The sequence below is a fragment of the Dermacoccus sp. NHGro5 genome, assembly GCF_017565385.1.
Lineage (GTDB): Bacteria > Actinomycetota > Actinomycetes > Actinomycetales > Dermatophilaceae > Dermacoccus > Dermacoccus nishinomiyaensis.
Window position 1 is genome coordinate 1 of record NZ_JAGEKQ010000020.1, and the last position, 17,102, is coordinate 17,102.

Sequence of the window (17,102 nt, forward strand, 5' to 3'; positions counted from 1 at the left end):
GCCGCACGGACTCGACCCTGTAATCGAGCCTCCTCGCGACCCGCTGCACCGTCCCCTGCGTGACGCCCAGCTCCGCGCGCAGCGTCCTCACCATCCGCACCGCGGCGGCCTTCTCCTCGACCGAGTAGCGACGCGTCGTCGGCTTCCCATTCGCCAGTTCCTTCGGCATAACCCCATCCTCGTTTCCAAGGTCAGGAGTCTCCAACAAACTCAGGGCGCTTCATGGTGCGGATCAGTGCCCGCGGGGACGTCGATGGGGCGAGCGTTGAGTGTGACGTCGGAGTCGTTGATGGTGAGGTGATAGTGCACGGCGTGCCCCTAGAAAAGGTTCAGTTGGTCGGTGTCGAGCACGCTGTGCCCTGCCTCGAGGGCGTCACGCAGGTCAGCGCCGGTCAGCAGCGCGTCGCGGATGGCGCGCGCGCGTCCACCGGGGCCGCGTGTGTCGTGCAGGGGGGAGCCGGGGATGTCGCGGCGTCGCCGGTACTGCTGCAGGTTGTCGCCCCAGTCGGAGGTGAGCAGATGCGTGGGGTTCTGGCAGGACGGCTCGTCGCATGCGTGCGCGAGGACGGGGACGTCATCGAGTGCGTCAACCCCGTGGGCGAGTGCCCAGCCGAAGCGGTGAGCGATGATGCACACGTCGCGCGGGCCGCGCCGTGTGTGAAGGTTGCCGACCCAGAACCTTCCGTGGCCTTTGGGATGGAGGCTGCCCACCCATGGCCAGCACGTGTACCCGTCGAGGCTGGGGCGCGCGACCTTCGCCCAGTAGCGTTGGCGGACTTGCTCGTCGTGCACGGCGTGGGCCAGGAGCGAGCGAGCACTGCGAGTCATCATGACCGCGTCCCATGCTGCACCTGCGACCTAACGCCGCCGATCCCGGTCGATACGCGCGTGGTGTCCGTCTGCGATGGAGACAATCGCGCGCGTGCGGATGAGCTCACGGTGTCGGTGACGTGTCAGCGTCGGGGCCGATCTCGGCGTGCGCCGCGTCATCCTCGTCTGCTGCGTCGCGCACGCCGGCACCGCCGGTGGAGTCGTCGCCTGCTGCGTCGTCAGCGGTGCTCTCAGATGCGGGGGTGAGTTCTTTGGCGCGTTTGCGTAGCGCGCGCACATCGCGCGCATCGAGACCAAGGAGGACGGCGGTGTCGTCGACGCTGACGTTCTCGGCGGCGAGGTCACCGACCGCGCGTGCTTGCGCGTCCTGGGCGTCGGCGAGTTGGCGCTGCGCGGCGGTGATCGTGTCGTCGGCTTTGAACCACTCCTCGGCACACGCGGCGATGCGTGCGTCGCGTTGGGCGCGTTCGGCGGCCAGTGCCGCGACGGCTTCGCGTGCGCGGGTGCGGGCGGTGACGGGGCCGACTGAGGGGCGTGCCATGGGTGCCTCCAAGTGTGAGTGAGTGGGTCAGCGTTGCTGCTGGGGGGTGGTTCCCGGTTGCGGGTGATCGGGGCGGGTATTCATGCCGTAGGAGGGGTGGCCGACACCGATGGAGTCCAAACTCGAGGCGGAGCGGTTAACGGTGTCGCCTTGCATCCCGGCTTGGGCCTGGCTCATGTCGATGCGCCCGCCGTTACGCCCGCGCCCGATGAGTGGATTGTCGGCGTAGCGATCAGGCGCGGGAACGATCTCGGGGGAGGGGTTCGGGCCGACGTTGATGACCTGCTCGACCTCGTCATCGCTCAGGTCACTCAGACGTGCCGACGTCACCTCACCGGGCGCTGCCCAGGTCGCCTCCGTCGCTGCCCGATCGCGCAACTCTTCACCGAGCGCCTGGGCGGCGGCGACGCTCACGCCGAGCCAGGCGGCGTGCTCGGCCGGGTCATCACCCAAGCGCTGGCGTTCAGCATTGGTGTCGATGCCGACGTAGCGCGGTGCGTCCTCATCATCACCGCGCACACTCACCTCGAGGTCGCGGCCGGGGGTTGGGGGAGAGTCGTCGTCGAGGGATTCCTCACGCGCGGCGGTCGTGACGACGGGCGTCGCGTCGCGGCCCTGCGCCACCGGCGTCTCGACGAGACCCCCAGCGCGTTCACGCGACTCGTTCAGCAGGACGCTCAGGTCGTTGGTTGCCTCGAGCGGATCGCGGCCCTGGCTACGGGCGGTAGCGACGACCTGCGTCGCGACATGCTCAAGCGCCTGGGCCCGCACGAATGAACGCCAACGGTCGGGTTCGTGGCGTTCGGCCCACTGAAGTTCGGGTGTGTCGAGCACCGGCGAAGTCATGACGTCCTGCTCGACCTCGCGAACGCGTGCCTCGAGGTCGATGCGCGCGCGCATCGCGTCCGGGGCGAGGCCAGGACGACCGTCACGCGCGGGGCCTGACAGGAGCATCTCGTGACGCGCTTCTTCGAGCTGGATGTTCTCCCAGAACGTCACATGCGACGCGTCCGAATCGCGCGCGTCGAGGTCGGGAGCGGTGACGAGCACGCCGGAGGAGGAGTCATCGTCGTACAGGCTGTGCAGCGCCTCCACGCGCAGGGCCGCGTTCCACTGCTCGGGCGCGTACGCAGCACGCCACGCGTTGTCCTCATCGCCCAGGCCCGCAGCGTCCGCCGAACGCAGCACCTCGGCCTCGCGCTGACGCACGGTGGTTTCCCACGCACGCATCTGCGCGTTCGATGCGTCGTCTTGATGGAACTCGATGTCGTGATACCGGCGCAGTTCACTCCTGCGCTGCTCGGCCGATTCAGAGTTCGTCAGTTCACTCATGTGGGCACCACCTCGTCAGTGACTCAGTGCGTGCCGTCGTTTCCCACCCTCAGCATGACACACCACCGACCCCGGTTGGCATAACAAGCGACCACTTCAGAGTGGTCCAACGGCTCACAGTGGTCGATTCCTGATCGACCTGACCCGCAAGACTCAAACCCACCAAATTGGACGCACCTCTTGCATCTTCGGTGCGTCGGCCTATTCTGAGCATTAGCTGAACATAACCTGAACACCTCGACACGACGTGATCGCCCGTGGTTTCCTGGTGAGGTCGAAGGGAAATTCCATGCCCCACATCACCGCCGCCACGGCCGATGATGAGGCACGCCCGGATGGGCTCAAAAACCGCGTGATTCGGCGGTTGCTGGGGGTGGCGGCGTCATGGGGATGACGTTGATGAAGCTGTCGGCCGGCAGCGGTTACACCTACCTGACCAAGCAGGTCGCACGCGATGACGTGACGAAGACGAACGGCCAAGCCCTCGCCGACTACTACTCGGAGAAGGGCGAGCGACCGGGCGTATGGATGGGTTCGGGGCTGGACGGGCTGGGTGAGTCCACTGGACTCAGCGCCGGTGAAGTCGTCACTGAAGCGCAGATGAAGAACTTGTTCGGTCAGGGCATCCACCCCAACGCCGAGGCGGTCATGGCGGACGCCGAACGCGCCACGAGCAACGCGACCGAGCTGGAGAAAGCAACCCGGTTGGGTACGCCGTTTCGTGACCCGTCCGAGAACACCAGCCCCCTCATCGTGCACACCAGCCGAGCACTCAACCGCTGGCTGAAGGCGCACGGGATGCGACGAACCGACGAGATCCCCGACGAGGTACGCGAGAAAATCCGCACCGACATCGCCCGCGAACAGTTCGCTGAGACCTTCGATCGCGCCCCGCTCGATGAGCGAGAACTCAGCGCGTTCATCACCCGCGAGACCCGTCAAAACCCCGCGAGCGTCGCCGGTTTCGACCTCACCTTCTCGGCACCGAAATCGTTCACGATCCTGTGGGCGGCGGCCACGCCCGAGCAGCGCGCGCAACTACAGCAAGTCCACGACGATGCGGTCGCGGACGCGTTGAAGTGGGTCGAGGACAACGCGACGTTCACCCGCACTGGCAAGGATGGGTTGCGCCAGGTCAAGACGCGCGGCCTCATGGCCACGGCGTTCACGCACCGCGACAGCCGCGATGGCGACCCCCACCTGCACACCCATGTCGCGATCAGTTCCAAGGTGCAGCTCGCCGTTGACGAGCCTGCCGCGAGGGAATCCACGCGTGACCCGGACCGCTGGCTGGCGCTTGACGGGCAAGCGATCTACAAGTCGGCAGTGAGTGCATCGGAGCACTACAACCGTGTCCTCGAAGCCAAGTCGCGGCGCCTCGGTCTGGCATTCGAGGTGCGCGATGGGAGCGGGCAGGACGGCAAGCAGGTCGTGCGTGAGGTCGCCGGGATCAACCCCCAACTCATCGAGGCGATGAGCTCGCGTCGCGCAGAAATCCGCGAGGTCATGGCGCAGATGACCGCCGAGTTCACCGCCAAGCACGGGCGCCCGCCATCGGTGAAGGAAACGTTCGAAATCTCCAGCCGCGCACACGCTCAGACGCGCAAGGACAAGGCTGAACCGCGCTCCTTGGACGAGCAGTTGGCGACGTGGACGCCCCGCATCGACGCCGCGTTGCGAGCCGAAGGATCAGACATTCCCGGTGACGCGCGGGGGCTGTTCGCAGCCGCGCAGCAGGCCAGCAAAGCCGCCCGCGATCACGCCCTCGCGACGCCCAGACCGACCACACCGGAGGCTGTTGACGACCTCGCCCGGCAGATCATCGCGCGCGTCAGCACGAAGCGTGCCGTGTTCGACCTGGTACACATCCGCGCTGAGGCTGAGCGCAGCGTGCGCCGCTATGGGCTGAGCGAAACCGCCGAAAACACCCTCGTTGATGACCTCGTGCGCGCCGCGACGAGCGCGCAGATCAGCACCCGCATCGACGCGATCGACCCCGTCACCGAACCCGACGACATGCGCCGCGCGGACGGCACCTCGGTGTACCGGCGCGCGTTCAGCGAGAAGTTCACCACCACCGCCATCCTCGATGCCGAAACGTCCCTGCTCGAGGCCGCTCGCGTCGACGGCGGGCGCGTCCTCGACACCGCAGCCGTCGACGTCGCGCTGCTCGAGCAGACCGCTAACGGCGTCACCCTGAACGACGGGCAAGCCCACCTCGTGCGCGAGATGACGACCTCCGGTCGCATGCTGCAGCTGGCGCTGGCCCCGGCCGGGACGGGCAAGACGACCGCGATGAGCGTGCTGACGAAGGCGTGGACCGAGTCCGGCGGTACCGTCATCGGCCTGGCGCCCAGCGCCGCCGCCGCGAAGGTTCTCGGCTCCAGCATCGACACCTCAGCCGACACCCTCGACAAGCTCGTGTGGCACATCCGCGGCGGCGCAGGAACCCCGCCAGCATGGATGAACACCATCGACGCGAACACGATGGTCATCATCGACGAAGCCGGAATGGCCGGTACCGGCAACCTTGCTACTGCCGTGGAATACCTCACCAGCCGGGGCGCGCAGGTGCGCCTCATCGGCGACGATCAGCAACTCGCTTCACCCGCCGCTGGCGGCGTTCTGCAGAACATCGCGACCGATGTGGGCGCGCTGACATTGAGCGAAGTGGTGCGCTTCACCACCCCCGGCGAAGCCGAAGCCTCCCTCGCCGTCCGCTCGGGTAAGACCGAAGCACTCGGGTTCTACCTCGACGCCGGCCGCGTCCACGTCGGCAACGAAACCGCCCTGGCCGATCAGGTCTTCACCGCCTGGAGCGACGCCACCGCGCGTGGGCGCGAGGCACTCATGATGGCCCACTCCAACGACGTGGTGACCGACCTCAATGCCCGCGCCCGCGCCGCTCGCCTCGCGCTCAGTGGCGAACCTGCCGGTCCGAGTGTCGCGTTGCGTTCCGGTCTGGAAGCAAGCGTCGGCGACACCATCGTGACGCGCAAGAACAACCGCCGCCTGGTCATGAACGCCACCGACTTCGTCAAGAACGGTGACCGTTGGACGGTCACCGAGGTGCGCGACGACGGCTCACTGCGCGTCCAACACCACGCCCACACCCACCTCGTCACGCTGCCCGCCGAGTACGTCGCCACCCAGGTCGACCTCGGCTACGCGAGCACGTTTCACGGCGCGCAGGGTCAGACCGTCGACGAGGGATTGGCGCTGCTGTCCGGGGGCGAAGACCGGCAGTTGTTCTACGTCGGCACGACCCGAGGACGCCACGCCAACCATGTCTTCGTCCCCGACGGTGGCGACGGCGACGAGCACAACATCATCGCGCCCGAGGTGCTCATCCCGCCCACCGTCGTCGAAACCCTCGAGCAGGTCATCACGCGTGATGGCGCCGTCGTCTCCGCGACGACGATGCTGCGTGACGAGCATGACCCGCGCACCCTGATCGCGGCGTCGCTGCCACGCTACGAGGACGCCCTCGCTCACGCCGCCGCTCGCATCCTCGGTGACGACGCGATGGCCGAACTGGCTGAACAGGCCGAGCGCATCGTGCCCGGCGTGAGCGATGCGCCCGCCTGGGACACGTTGCACGCCCACTTGGCCTACCTCGCTCTCGACGACATCGACCCCCTCGCCGCGCTGCGCGAGGCCGCCGCTGAGCGCACGTTCGAGGGTGCCCGCGACGTCGCCGCCGTCCTCGACTGGCGTCTCGGCCCACACGCCGAGTCCCGCGCCGCGACGTCCGGGCCGCTGCCGTGGGTGCCAGGCATCCCCGAGCGCATCCGCAACGACGCGACCTACGGGGCGTGGGTGCGCGAACGGTACGAGCTCGTCCAGACCGACGCCGCACGCATCCGTGACAGCGTGCACGCCACCGGTCGTCAGGACGCGCCCGAATGGTCGCGCGCCTTCCTTGACGCCCCCGACCTGCACGCCGACATCGCGACGTGGCGCGCGGCGACATTCGTGCCCGAGGAGTCGCCCGACCTGCTCGGCAAACCCCGCCTGAGCGTGCGTCAGCGCACCTACCAAGACGCTCTGCTGCAGCGCGTCGAACGCCACGCACCCGCCGTCACCAACCCCGCCAGCGCGTTCGTGCCGATCATCGAAGCACGCGAACCGCGCGTCCTGACCGACGCGTGGTGGCCCACCCTCGCCGCCCGTTTGGACGCCGCGCACACCGCAGGACGCGACGTCGCCGCGATCCTGCACGACGTGATGAGCGACGAGCACACGCCCCTGCCCGACGAACACGCCGCCGACGCGCTGTGGTTCCGTGTCCTGCCCCACCTGGGCGCCCACGCAGCCGCACCGGAGAACAGCCACGCCAGCGCGCGTCTGCGCCCAACTTGGACTCCCTCCCTCGAGAACGCCCTCGGCGCGGAACTGGCCGGATGGGTCATCGCCGACCCCGCGTGGCCCAGCGTCGTCGCCACCGTCACCGACACCGCCACCACAACTGGCCTCAGCGCCGAAACCGTCATCACCAGCGCCGTCGACCGCATCGAGAAGGCGGCGCTACCTCAGCCCGGCACCGATCACGAGCCGGGCCGTCTCGGAGTTCACGACCTCGCGCAGGTGCTGCTGTGGCGCATCCCCGAGACCGCTGCGCCCACGGCGCCCGAGTCTGAGCTCATCGGTGAAGGCGACTTGTACGACGCGGACGTCGACGCGTTCCTGGCCCGCACGGCCGCCGAACGCGACCCCCGCCGCACCTCGCAGCGCGACGCCCTGCCCGAACAAGCACGCATCGAGGCCGCTGCCGACGCCGAACACGACGCGCGCCGCGACGACGCCCAGCGCGAAGAAGACACCTGGGCGCGCGAGTTCACCACGAGCGAAGACCGCGTCATCGACCTGACGATGGCAGCACACGCGTTCTACCGCGCCCAGTACTCCGAGTCGCCTGCCGCCGCCTACGTCACGCGGCGTCTCGGGGAAGACCTGAGCGCCACCGCGTACGAGCCGGGATACGCGCCGATGAGTGCGAACAAACCATGGGACGCCCGCGATCTTGTCACCCACCTGCGCGAGACGATGGACGCCAGCGACACCGAACTCGTCGACGCTGGCCTGGCGAAATGGAACAAGGGCGGGCGCGATGTCTACGACCTGTTCCGTAACCGCGTCATGCTGCCCATCCACAACGCCCACCGCGAAATCATCGGCTTCCACGCCCGCGCCCTGGATGACTCGCCCGCGAAGTACCTCAACTCGCCTGACACGCCCGCGTTCAGCAAGGGCCGCATGATCTACGGCGTCAACGAGGGTTACGCCGCCGCCCGCGCCCACGGCGTCAGCACCCAACCCGGAGCCGTTCGTGTCGAAGGCCCCATCGACGCCATCGCGGTCACCTTGGCGTCCAAGGGGCAGATGATCGGCATCACCACCGGCGGAACCGCGTTCACCGACGTCCACGCCGACCGTTTCGCTGGGTTGGCGCGCGAGGGAAAGGTCTACCTCGCCCTCGACAACGACCGCGCGGGCCAAAGCGCGACCCAGCAGGCTTTTTGGAAACTCGCAACCCGCGGAGTCGCGATGCGATCCATCCCCATCCCCGGCGCGAAGGACCCCGGCGAGCTGTACGAAACCAACCCCGACATGCTGGAGATGGTGCTTACCACCGACACCATGCACACCCCCGCCGTCGTCGACCTCGCCTACCAGATCGCCCGCACCTACGAGGCCGGAACCGAGCGAGCCACCATCGAGAACACCATCATGGCGGCCCGCCAGGTCGGGTACGCCGTCGCCGCTACGCCCGTCGAAGAATGGGACCAGACCATCACGCTCGCCGCGCCGGCCCTCATGGGCGCTGACGCTTCCGACGACGACCTCGAGCACATGCGCGAAGTCGTGTGGACGGAGACCCTCGCCACCAACATCGAATGGGCCACGCCCAGCAGCGACGGCGACCAGGCGCGGCCCGCCCAGCAGGTCGAGGTCAGCCAGACCAAGCTTGACGACCTTGCCGTCCGTCTCGAGCGTGCAGGGGCCAACACGCGCGCGACCCGCGCTGCGATGGCTGAGATCACCGAACGCATCGCCCGAGCGCGCCAGGACGCCACACGATCTCGCGCCACCCACGACATCGACCCGATCGCGCCCGACCAGCGCGGACCACAGCGGTAGACACAGGACGGCGGTAGGCGTCCCCCGAAGGGACACCCACCGCCGTCCGTCACCTGCCCAGCTACCGCTGGCTCACCGACCGTGCTTCACCGTCGATCAGGATCATCGTCTCGACCTCGCTGACGCGGTCATCGCGCCCCAGCGCCTCACGTGCGGCTCGCGTCAGCTCACGACGTTGCTCACGTCGCTGAGCGAGCGCTGACTTGCGGTACATCTCCGCTGTCTGCGCGAAAAGCTCCTCCACTTCGCCGCTCATGACGATTGCTCCTGGTGATGAGCCTCGTCGTACAGCTCCTGCAGCTTCGCGGCGACACGCTGCGGACGCGGAACCCACAACCCATCCGGAGAGTTCGCCAGCACCGCCCACCAGGCGCCACGCCAGAACACCGGCGTCGTGGGGTCCTTCGCAGGGTTCCGCAGCGGCGTCGCTTCGCCCGCCTCGATCGCAGCGTGCACCGCGTCGGCGTCCTCGCCTGGCGTGATCCCCTCCATCGCCTCGTGAAGGTGGCGGGTGAAGTCGTCACCGTTCGTCGCCGGCATGTCGATTGAGCGGTCCTTGTGGGTGACCCCGTTGCAGTTCGCCATCCACTGCCACTCACGCACACGGCGCATCACTGGCCAGAACCAGCGGTCGTGGAACGCGACGACGACGTCGCTGTAGGCGCGGGGCACCTCGACGAATGTGGCGCGCCAGGCCACGTAGAGCCCGGTCAGTTCTTCGACCACGGGCCCATGATGGAACCAGCACGGACGAATGATGGAGCGCACGTCGTAGCGGTCGCTCATCCAGTCCACCCACTCGCGTAGTTCGGTGAGCAACGCGACTCGCTCGTAGGCGTCCAGGTAGCGCCAGCACCATGAGCCGCCCGCGGGCCTTTCGGCCAGCATCGCGTCGATCTCGTTGAGTGACTGCTCCACTGATTCGAGGCGCCCCAGCGCCTCGTGCGTGTTCGCGACCAGCTCGACGGCGATGCGCTTGACCTCCGCCGCGTCAGTAGCGGGCGGCGTCGTCACATCCTGGCGCGGGGGTGGCACAGGGTCGCTGCCCCACCCTCCCAGGTCCTCGCGCGAGGTCATGCTCGCGCCTTACGAGAACGCCCACGAGCCGGGGACGTCGACGGCGGCAGCTCAGCGCGTGAGCCGCACACGACTTCGAACTGGGTCAAGCTGTTCTTGAAGTCCTTGGCATCGGGACGCTTCCACCAGGGCGTTACGTCGATGACGGCGTTGCCTACGTTCTTGTAGATGCACAACCCGGTGAAGTCGTCGAGCTGCTGGATCGTGTCGACCGGCATGATGCGCTCCATTCCCGGCTGGTTATTCGTGCTGACCTGCCCTGAGCCGAACAGCCCGGAACTGGAGATCGAGTCCTGACGGATCTTGCGATCCCCGATCAGGCGTGAGATGTGCTCGAGGTCCTCCGTTTCGGTGCACCCGGGAAGAAGCATCTTCAAACTGGTCGCACCCCACATGCTGGAGAAGCCTTCGCGGCCCCACTTGTCGCGGCCCTGGCTGAACGCCTGAACGAACACGCGCGTGGTCTGCCCGCGTCCGCCACCATCGGAAAGCAGTGTCGGCATCGACGGGATCGGTGCTGCGTTCGCGGCCTCGTCGAGGATGAACGTCTCCGGCGGGGTGATCTTGCCGCCGGGCTGACGCTGGGAGAACAACCGCCCCTCACGCACGACGGCCGAGACGAACGCGGTCACCAACGGCGCCGTGCTCACCCCTTCGCCGCCCAACGTCACGAGGTACAGCGTGTCCTTGTTACGTGCCACGAACCTGGCGATGTCGAAGCACTCGTCGTCCAGGCCTTGGCTGTAGATGCCGCTACCCGGCGTGGGCGGGCAGACCATCTCCAGCACCTCAGGGTTCGACAGGCACTCCAGCGCACCCGCAAGCGTCATCGACGTCGAGGCGGTCGTCTGGGTCGCATCTCCCTGGGTGGCGCGACGCAATCGTTCCTCCCAGCCAGGAAGAGCGCGCGGGTTATTCGCGAGAATCTCGCGGGGCTCGTCGTTGCCGAAGTCGAACGCCCAGTCGCGCACCTGACGCATCGTGCCGCCGCTGATCGCGGCCGCGTGCAACAGACCGGACAACACGATGGCGGCCTGACCCCGGAAGAACGCACTGTTTCCGCCTTCGCCCTTGGCCTCGGGCGAGGCCGCAATCGCGGCGCGGGCACGGTCTTGTGCGACATCGGCTTCCTCGCACCCTTCGACCATGTTCCACCGGCACAACCGGGGCCAGCCGCTGACCCGGTCGACGTCGAAGACGTGCACCTCACGATCATCGCCGGTGTCATCGGGGTCGTGGCGCGTGAAGATCGTCAAGCCCATGAGGTCGACCTTCGTGCTCGAGGCCACGACAGCGCCCGGGGCGTCCTTGACCCCCGGTGCAGCCAACCCCGTCGTCTTACCCGACTGCTGCGGCGCGATGATGAGCATCGCGTCGTTGGGGCGCGGGCGCAGCGGCACGCCGAGGTATCGCCCGATTGGGGCCATCGGAGACTGCGCCTTCTTCATCGCCTTCTTCAACTGGGCGCGCGTGAGCATCCCGTAGTTGGCTCGACGAGCCGCGATCGCCACGATGACGAACACCGCCGTGAACAGCAACAGCGCCTCGAGGGCAGCAACGCTCGCCCAGTAGCCGACCGGCCCTGGCAGAGCCGAGCGGATGTCGCTGGGGTAGGCCTGTGCTGGCCGGTCGGGGTGCAGCACGATGTCGCGCATCGTGGTGATGAACGCGCCGGAGGGCCAGGCCCACCGTCCCCCATGCCACAGGCCCGCGAGTGCGCCGCCCAGCGGGATCATCATCACCACGACGGCGAGCATCACGACCAGGGCCAGCAGCCCCAGCTGACGCATGATCTCGTTCTGCTCCCTGCTATGCACGTCACGTGCCATGACTGCCATCTCCTTACGCGTTACGCGGTGGCGGGTGAGTCCAGTGGACTCAGCCGGTTGGGCCGAGTCCACTGGACTCAGCGGGGCGAGTGAGTGAGTCCAGTGGACTCACTCAGGCGTCTTCGTCGCCGTAATTCGTGATCTCGTTCGTGTTGAACAGCACGCGCTCCTCATACGGGGTTAGGACCGTCTGCACGCGGAAGGCGTGATCGCCGACTCGCCACAGAGCACGGCCACGCTTGCGGTTGCACCAGTTGGAGATCGCCGCTTCCTCCTGGCTCGACAACCCCCACTGCTCAGCGGTTTCGTGCGCGATCGTGGAGGAGTGGCCCAAGCTGATCTTCGTGTCACACAGGGACCAGAAGTCACCCGCGATCTTGGCTTCCTTGCTGCCGGCCGACCCGACGCCGGTGAGGTCACCAGGCTTGTGCATGATGAGCATCTGAATCTGCTTCTCGTCACGCGACAGGCGCAGGTTCGAGTCCAGACTCTTGATCGCGTTCACACCGAGGCTCATCACTCGCCACACCTCGTCGCGCGGGATGATCGTGACCTGGCCGGTGGTGTTCACCGACGTCATCGCCGTCACCCACGAATTCGCGCACGTCAGCGCGACCCCGATCACCTGATCGTTGGCCAGCTCCTTCAACCGGCGCATCGACAACGAGTGGATGCGTGCATCCCAGTCGACGTCGACCGTGGTGCGCGCATCGAACATCCCCTTGAGCGAGCCGTTGACCAGCACGCTGAGCGCCGAAGTCATGGGGCGCACCTTGTCGAAGTAGTCGCGCTCGTTCTCGTACTTCAACCGTCGAAGCAGCTGCGGCGTCGGGTTGTGTGCCAGGTGCCACACCTCGGGGATGATGATGTCGGGCACCGTGTGCACGTTTCCGCCCTCAGCGTCAGCGCCGGTCAACTCGTCAACGACGGCCGCGAGGGCTTCCTGGATCATCGTGTTGACGTCGACGTCCTGAGCGCCGATGAGACCCTCGAGCAGGGTCAACCAGCGCGCGCGAATGTCGACCCAGCGCTCATCACGCTGGTCCTGGCTCAACCCGTCCCATCCCGCAGCGAGGGGGCCAGGGTCGAGGGGATTGATGCGTGCGTGCATACCGGGACCGACCTCCCACGGCTCCTGACCCCACTCACGGCACAACTCCGCCCACTCATTCTTCAGATCGCCTGGAATGAACGCTCGCCCGCCGTGGCGCAGCATCCGCCGCACCAGGGCCTTGCCGGTGCCGCTCTTCCCGCGACCCGGCGCGCCCTGCAGCAACAAGTTCGGGTTGGTGACCAGGCCTTGCTGCACCCACTGCCAGGGGTCGACGTAGAACCCGGTTCCGTTGGAGGCGACGTAGCCGAGTGTGGCTCCCGACTTCGGCAGCGGCGATGCCGTCAGGAACGGGAAGACGCCGCCCACCTGATCAGTGGTGGCCCGGTACACGCGCCCGCGCGGTTCGGCCACCGCTTGCCAGCCGTAGCCCGCACGCATCGTGCCGTGCTTGCGCGGGCGTGCTGGGAAGTCGGTGCGCTTGTCCTTCGGCGCGTCCGGTTCTGCCGTCGCGGCTGTGGGGAAGGCCACGCCCTGCTCGACGAACGCTTCGGCGAACGATTGGCCCTGCGTGCGCAGTCGCTTACTCATGAGGATGCTCCCCTCGTTCGAGGCTGTGAGGTGTAGTGACGAGTGGTCTGGGCCCGCTGCTGGCGCAACATCTCGCGCCCTGCGTGCTCGTCGCGGAACACGAGTGCGAACGGCTCCGGGCGCGTGCGTGGCGCGTCGTCCTGCGCGCGGTTCACTTCGCACCCCTGCGCTTGGGCATGCCGACCGCGAACGGCAGGACGCCGGAGACGAAACCGAGCGGCTGGGCCAGGTCGAGGCGCATCAGCTCGAACTTGCGTCGGCGGGCTGAGGCTTCCATGAGCGCCATGTGCGTCTCGATCGGCATCGACGCCGGCACCGTCACCACCGCGACCCCGGTCATGCGCGTCAGGGTGTGCCCGCGCGCGAGGATTTCTTCCTGGCTTGCGGTGACCTGGCGCAGCTTGCGGGTCTTGGCCGAGACGCGGAAGCCGCGCTTGGCCTTCATCTCCGACTGCAAGAACGCGTTCGTCGACTGCGCTTCGGCAGCCTTGGACGCTTCCTTGTCGTCGAACGGTTCGTAGTGCAACGCCAGCGAGCGGCGCTCCCCCGGCTGCCCGGGCGTCAGCAGCGGTCCGAGCGAGCCGACCTGGGTGCCCATCTCAGGAAGGATCAGCGAATACGCGGCCGAACGGAACCCGTCGTGGTCGTAGTAGCGCGCGTGCGGACTCGGCGCCGCCGATGGGCCAGCAACCGCGGGCTGCACTTCATCGAACGCCTCGAAACCGAGCGCCTTCGCCGCACGGGCGACCTGGATCGACTGCGCCGCAGCCGGATTGAACCCGGTGCGCACCGCAGCGGCGACCTCACCCTTCGACAACCACGTCACCTGCTCACACCCAGCCGAGGTCAACAGTCCGGTGACCTCCGGCAGTGCGCGGTACATCGCCGCGATCCTCGAATCCAGTGTGCGTCGCGTGGAGCGCGAGGCTCCCGCGACGAGGGCCTCATCCCGGAACCGGATCGCGCAGTACACCTCGTGCGAGATCGACTGCGACAGCACCGACGCCTCCACCGCTTCGGCGTCCCGGGCGACCTGCTCGGGCACATCCGTGGGCGAATTCGCGCGCCGCCACGCGGCACGCTCGGCGCCGTCGTCGGGAACGGTGCGCACGTACAGCGATACCCGGTGCGGCAGCTGCTCACCGCGCGCCACAGCCGAGAGCATGTCGCCCAGGGCGGAGGCCCACCGGTCTCCCGCGTCGGGGTCAGTCAGCGATAGGCCGGGGTGCTCGAGCCTGGCAACCATGACCCACCCGCCCTCGGGGTCTTTCAACACGCACAGCCGGCGCATGTCCGAAGGCGCGTGTGTCGGCCCGTCGAACACCTCGAAACCCTGCAGGCCCCCGGGCAGATCGAACTGGGTTGCCTCTTCGCTGCTCAAACCCGATCCCACGGCCTTGGCGGTGTACTGGTCGGTGCGGGTGCTCTTGCCGATCATGTGCATGAGTCCGTCAGCGATCCACAACCACGCGGGCCGTTCACGGATGGGCAGCGCCACCACCGCGAACAACAGCAACCAACTCAGCAGTGCCACGGCGAACAGAATCCATGCCTGCGCCTGCAGGAAGAACAGGGCCGGAAGCAGTCCCAGGCCAAGGACGACGAACTGGGGGGTACCCAAGGTGCCGAGCAGCGAGATCCGCTCGTTGTGCCAACCAGAATGCAACGTGCTCACGAGGACCACGCTCCTTTCACGAAATCGATGGGACGCCGAAGCGGCGCGGGTGGGAAGACGCACTCACCACGGAGTGCGAACCGGATGAACGAGGGGGCGTCGTGGCATGGGATCGGGAGGCAGATACCCCTGCTGGGCAACCAGGTATCGCCACTCGGCCCACAGCACGAACGCGCCCAACACGGCGCCGACCACAGCTATCGCCAGCGCGATCATTCGGTGGCGCTGCGTGACGTTGCGCAGCTGCATCGGGTCGGGTCCCAAGCCGGGGTTTTTCACTGGCCGTTTCATCACACGGCCGCCGCTGCAGCCTCGCCGCCACCGGCACCGCTTGCGCCGCCGCCACCAGAGCCACCGGAGGGACTTGATCCCCCAGCGGAACCTCCAGAGCTACCGCCCTGTTGCGCCCGGTCACTGTCGGGTGATGCGCCGGGCGTGATGTCCTCACTGGCCACGGCGTACCCGCCGCCACCGGAGGAGCCAGCAGCTGAACGATCGCCTGAACCGCCGGCGGACTCATCGGCGTAGGAGTCCGAGCCTCCAGACGATCCGCTCGTACCAGAGTCGCCGCCACCGCTGCCACCGGAGGTGTCGTCGCCGTAGGGGTCAGCTCCCGCAGAATCAGCACCGCCATCAGCCGGACCCGAGCCGGGTGCGCCGTGCGTATCGGTGGCAGAGGAATCGTCGGCGTACGTCGCGTCCCCACCACTGGTGGTGGACTCGGTATCGCTGCCGCTGGGTCCGCTCAGGCGCCCGGCCTGGTCATCGCTGCTGCCGTCATCGGCGCTCGGGCGCGAGCCCCCACCACGCTCACCGCCGCCTGACGTGCCGCCAGGCTGACTGCGATGGCCCGCTCCGGCGCTGTCCATCGACGTGTGTCCCTGCGTCGCACCGCTTTCACTCGCGCTCGTCGCGGCGGCCGAGAACGAGCCCAGCGCCGCCATCACGCCACCGCCGGAGGAAGCACCAGCACCGCTTGCTCCCCCAGCAGCGCCGCCACCGCTACCGGCCGCGCCAGCGCCGCCGCCAGCCGCGCTGCCGCCAGAACTGGAGCCCATCGAGTCGGTTGCGCCAGCGCCGCTGTCCGAGGCGCCCTCACTGGCCTGGGCTGCGCCTTCGGTGTCTTCGCCGCCGCCACCCTTCTTGCCCTGCGGTAGCGACGCGCGAAAGCTCGCCCCAGAGACGGTGTTGGGGTCAACGAAAGCGAACAGCTTGAACAGGAAGTAGGGCCACAGCAGACCAATGATCGACACGAAACCGCCGACGAGGGCCTGCATCACCTGCGCGGACATTCCCTGCCCGGCGGCGCTTCCCGCTCCTTGGGCGATGCTGTGACCGATCACCATGCTCAACGCCAGCACGGGCAGCATGAAGATGAGCGCGAGCATCCAGCGCACTCCGGTCCAGTACCAACGCGCGAACTTCTCGTGCACCAGTCCGGCGGCGATGATCGGGAACGTCGCGGCCAGGACCTCCATCGCGCCTTCGCGGATCATCATCTCGACCAGCAACCCGAACGTGAACGGCACCGCGTTGAACGCGACGACGATCAGCAACGCGATCCCGGTGACGCCGCTGAGCGTCTTCTGCCCGAAGTCACCGTGCTCACTGAGACCGGACCATGAATCCACGCCGAATCCAGCCTGGATGATGCCCGCGGCGGCCAACGACGCCAACGACGAGACGACCGACAAGATCGTCAGCGACGACCCGCTCAGCAGCAGGTACTGCGCGGTGCCCTTGAGCAGGGCAAACAACGATCGCGTGCCGTTGACGGCTGTGAGCCCGATCTGCGCGAACCCGAGCGCGACGACGAGGAACCCGCCGATCCACAACGTGATCGGGAAGACCTTCCCCAACGGCCCGTCAGGGGTGTAGATGATCGTCGGTTCGGTCGACTTGTCGATCCAGGTGAAGACCGAGGCGAGGATGGGGCCGAAGATGCCCCACAACATCTCGGCGAACTTGCCGATGACCGTGCTGACCATGTCACCGATGCTGGGCATTCCAGGGATCATGAGGGCCTCCTTGCAG

Annotated in this window: 10 protein-coding genes and 1 pseudogene; 1 reads left to right on the forward strand and 10 read right to left on the reverse strand. The window is 67.6% G+C overall.

The genetic code is table 11. The annotated features are described in order from the left end of the window. From J4Z35_RS09790 to J4Z35_RS09805, 4 genes and pseudogenes are all read right to left on the reverse strand, one after another. Nucleotides 1–169, reverse strand: a pseudogene (locus J4Z35_RS09790) (IS3 family transposase); the annotation flags it as partial. 149 nt (nucleotides 170–318) lie between these two features. Continuing rightward, nucleotides 319–831 carry a hypothetical protein gene (locus J4Z35_RS09795; protein ID WP_208065547.1) on the reverse strand — a complete coding sequence of 171 codons (513 nt, stop codon included), beginning with the start codon at nucleotides 829–831 and terminating at the stop codon, nucleotides 319–321. Nucleotides 832–934: 103 nt separating this feature from the next. Then, nucleotides 935–1,372 (reverse strand): hypothetical protein, encoded by a 438-nt coding sequence (locus tag J4Z35_RS09800; protein WP_208065548.1) that lies wholly within the window; start codon nucleotides 1,370–1,372, stop codon nucleotides 935–937. 27 nt (nucleotides 1,373–1,399) lie between these two features. After that, a complete protein-coding gene (locus J4Z35_RS09805) occupies nucleotides 1,400–2,704 on the reverse strand; it encodes a hypothetical protein (RefSeq protein ID WP_208065549.1) in 1,305 nt (434 codons plus the stop codon). Nucleotides 2,705–3,088: 384 nt separating this feature from the next. Between J4Z35_RS09805 and mobF the strand changes: the two genes are divergently transcribed. Next, nucleotides 3,089–8,845: a MobF family relaxase gene (gene mobF, locus J4Z35_RS09810; protein ID WP_208065550.1), complete on the forward strand. Its 5,757-nt coding sequence runs from the start codon at nucleotides 3,089–3,091 to the stop codon at nucleotides 8,843–8,845. A 61-nt stretch (nucleotides 8,846–8,906) separates the two neighbouring features. Here the strand turns inward: mobF and J4Z35_RS09815 are convergent, their stop codons facing one another. The 6 genes from J4Z35_RS09815 to J4Z35_RS09840 all read right to left on the reverse strand — a co-directional run bounded on the left by J4Z35_RS09815 (nucleotide 8,907) and on the right by J4Z35_RS09840 (nucleotide 17,086). Beyond that, on the reverse strand, nucleotides 8,907–9,101 hold the full coding sequence (locus J4Z35_RS09815) for a hypothetical protein (protein WP_158148166.1): 195 nt from the start codon (nucleotides 9,099–9,101) through the stop codon (nucleotides 8,907–8,909). Beyond that, entirely contained in the window at nucleotides 9,098–9,922 is an 825-nt protein-coding gene (locus tag J4Z35_RS09820; RefSeq protein WP_136788933.1) for a hypothetical protein, read from the reverse strand. Before J4Z35_RS09820 ends, J4Z35_RS09815 begins: the two co-directional genes overlap by 4 nt. After that, nucleotides 9,919–11,751, reverse strand: a complete 1,833-nt coding sequence (locus tag J4Z35_RS09825; protein WP_208065551.1) for a TraM recognition domain-containing protein — start codon at nucleotides 11,749–11,751, stop codon at nucleotides 9,919–9,921. Before J4Z35_RS09825 ends, J4Z35_RS09820 begins: the two co-directional genes overlap by 4 nt. Before the next feature lie 112 nt (nucleotides 11,752–11,863). Further along, on the reverse strand, nucleotides 11,864–13,393 hold the full coding sequence (locus J4Z35_RS09830) for a hypothetical protein (RefSeq protein ID WP_208065552.1): 1,530 nt from the start codon (nucleotides 13,391–13,393) through the stop codon (nucleotides 11,864–11,866). Between the two features lie 151 nt (nucleotides 13,394–13,544). Continuing rightward, a complete protein-coding gene (locus tag J4Z35_RS09835) occupies nucleotides 13,545–15,068 on the reverse strand; it encodes an SCO6880 family protein (RefSeq protein WP_208065553.1) in 1,524 nt (507 codons plus the stop codon). Between the two features lie 290 nt (nucleotides 15,069–15,358). Then, a complete protein-coding gene (locus J4Z35_RS09840; RefSeq protein ID WP_208065554.1) occupies nucleotides 15,359–17,086 on the reverse strand; it encodes a hypothetical protein in 1,728 nt (575 codons plus the stop codon). Nucleotides 17,087–17,102: the final 16 nt, after the last annotated feature.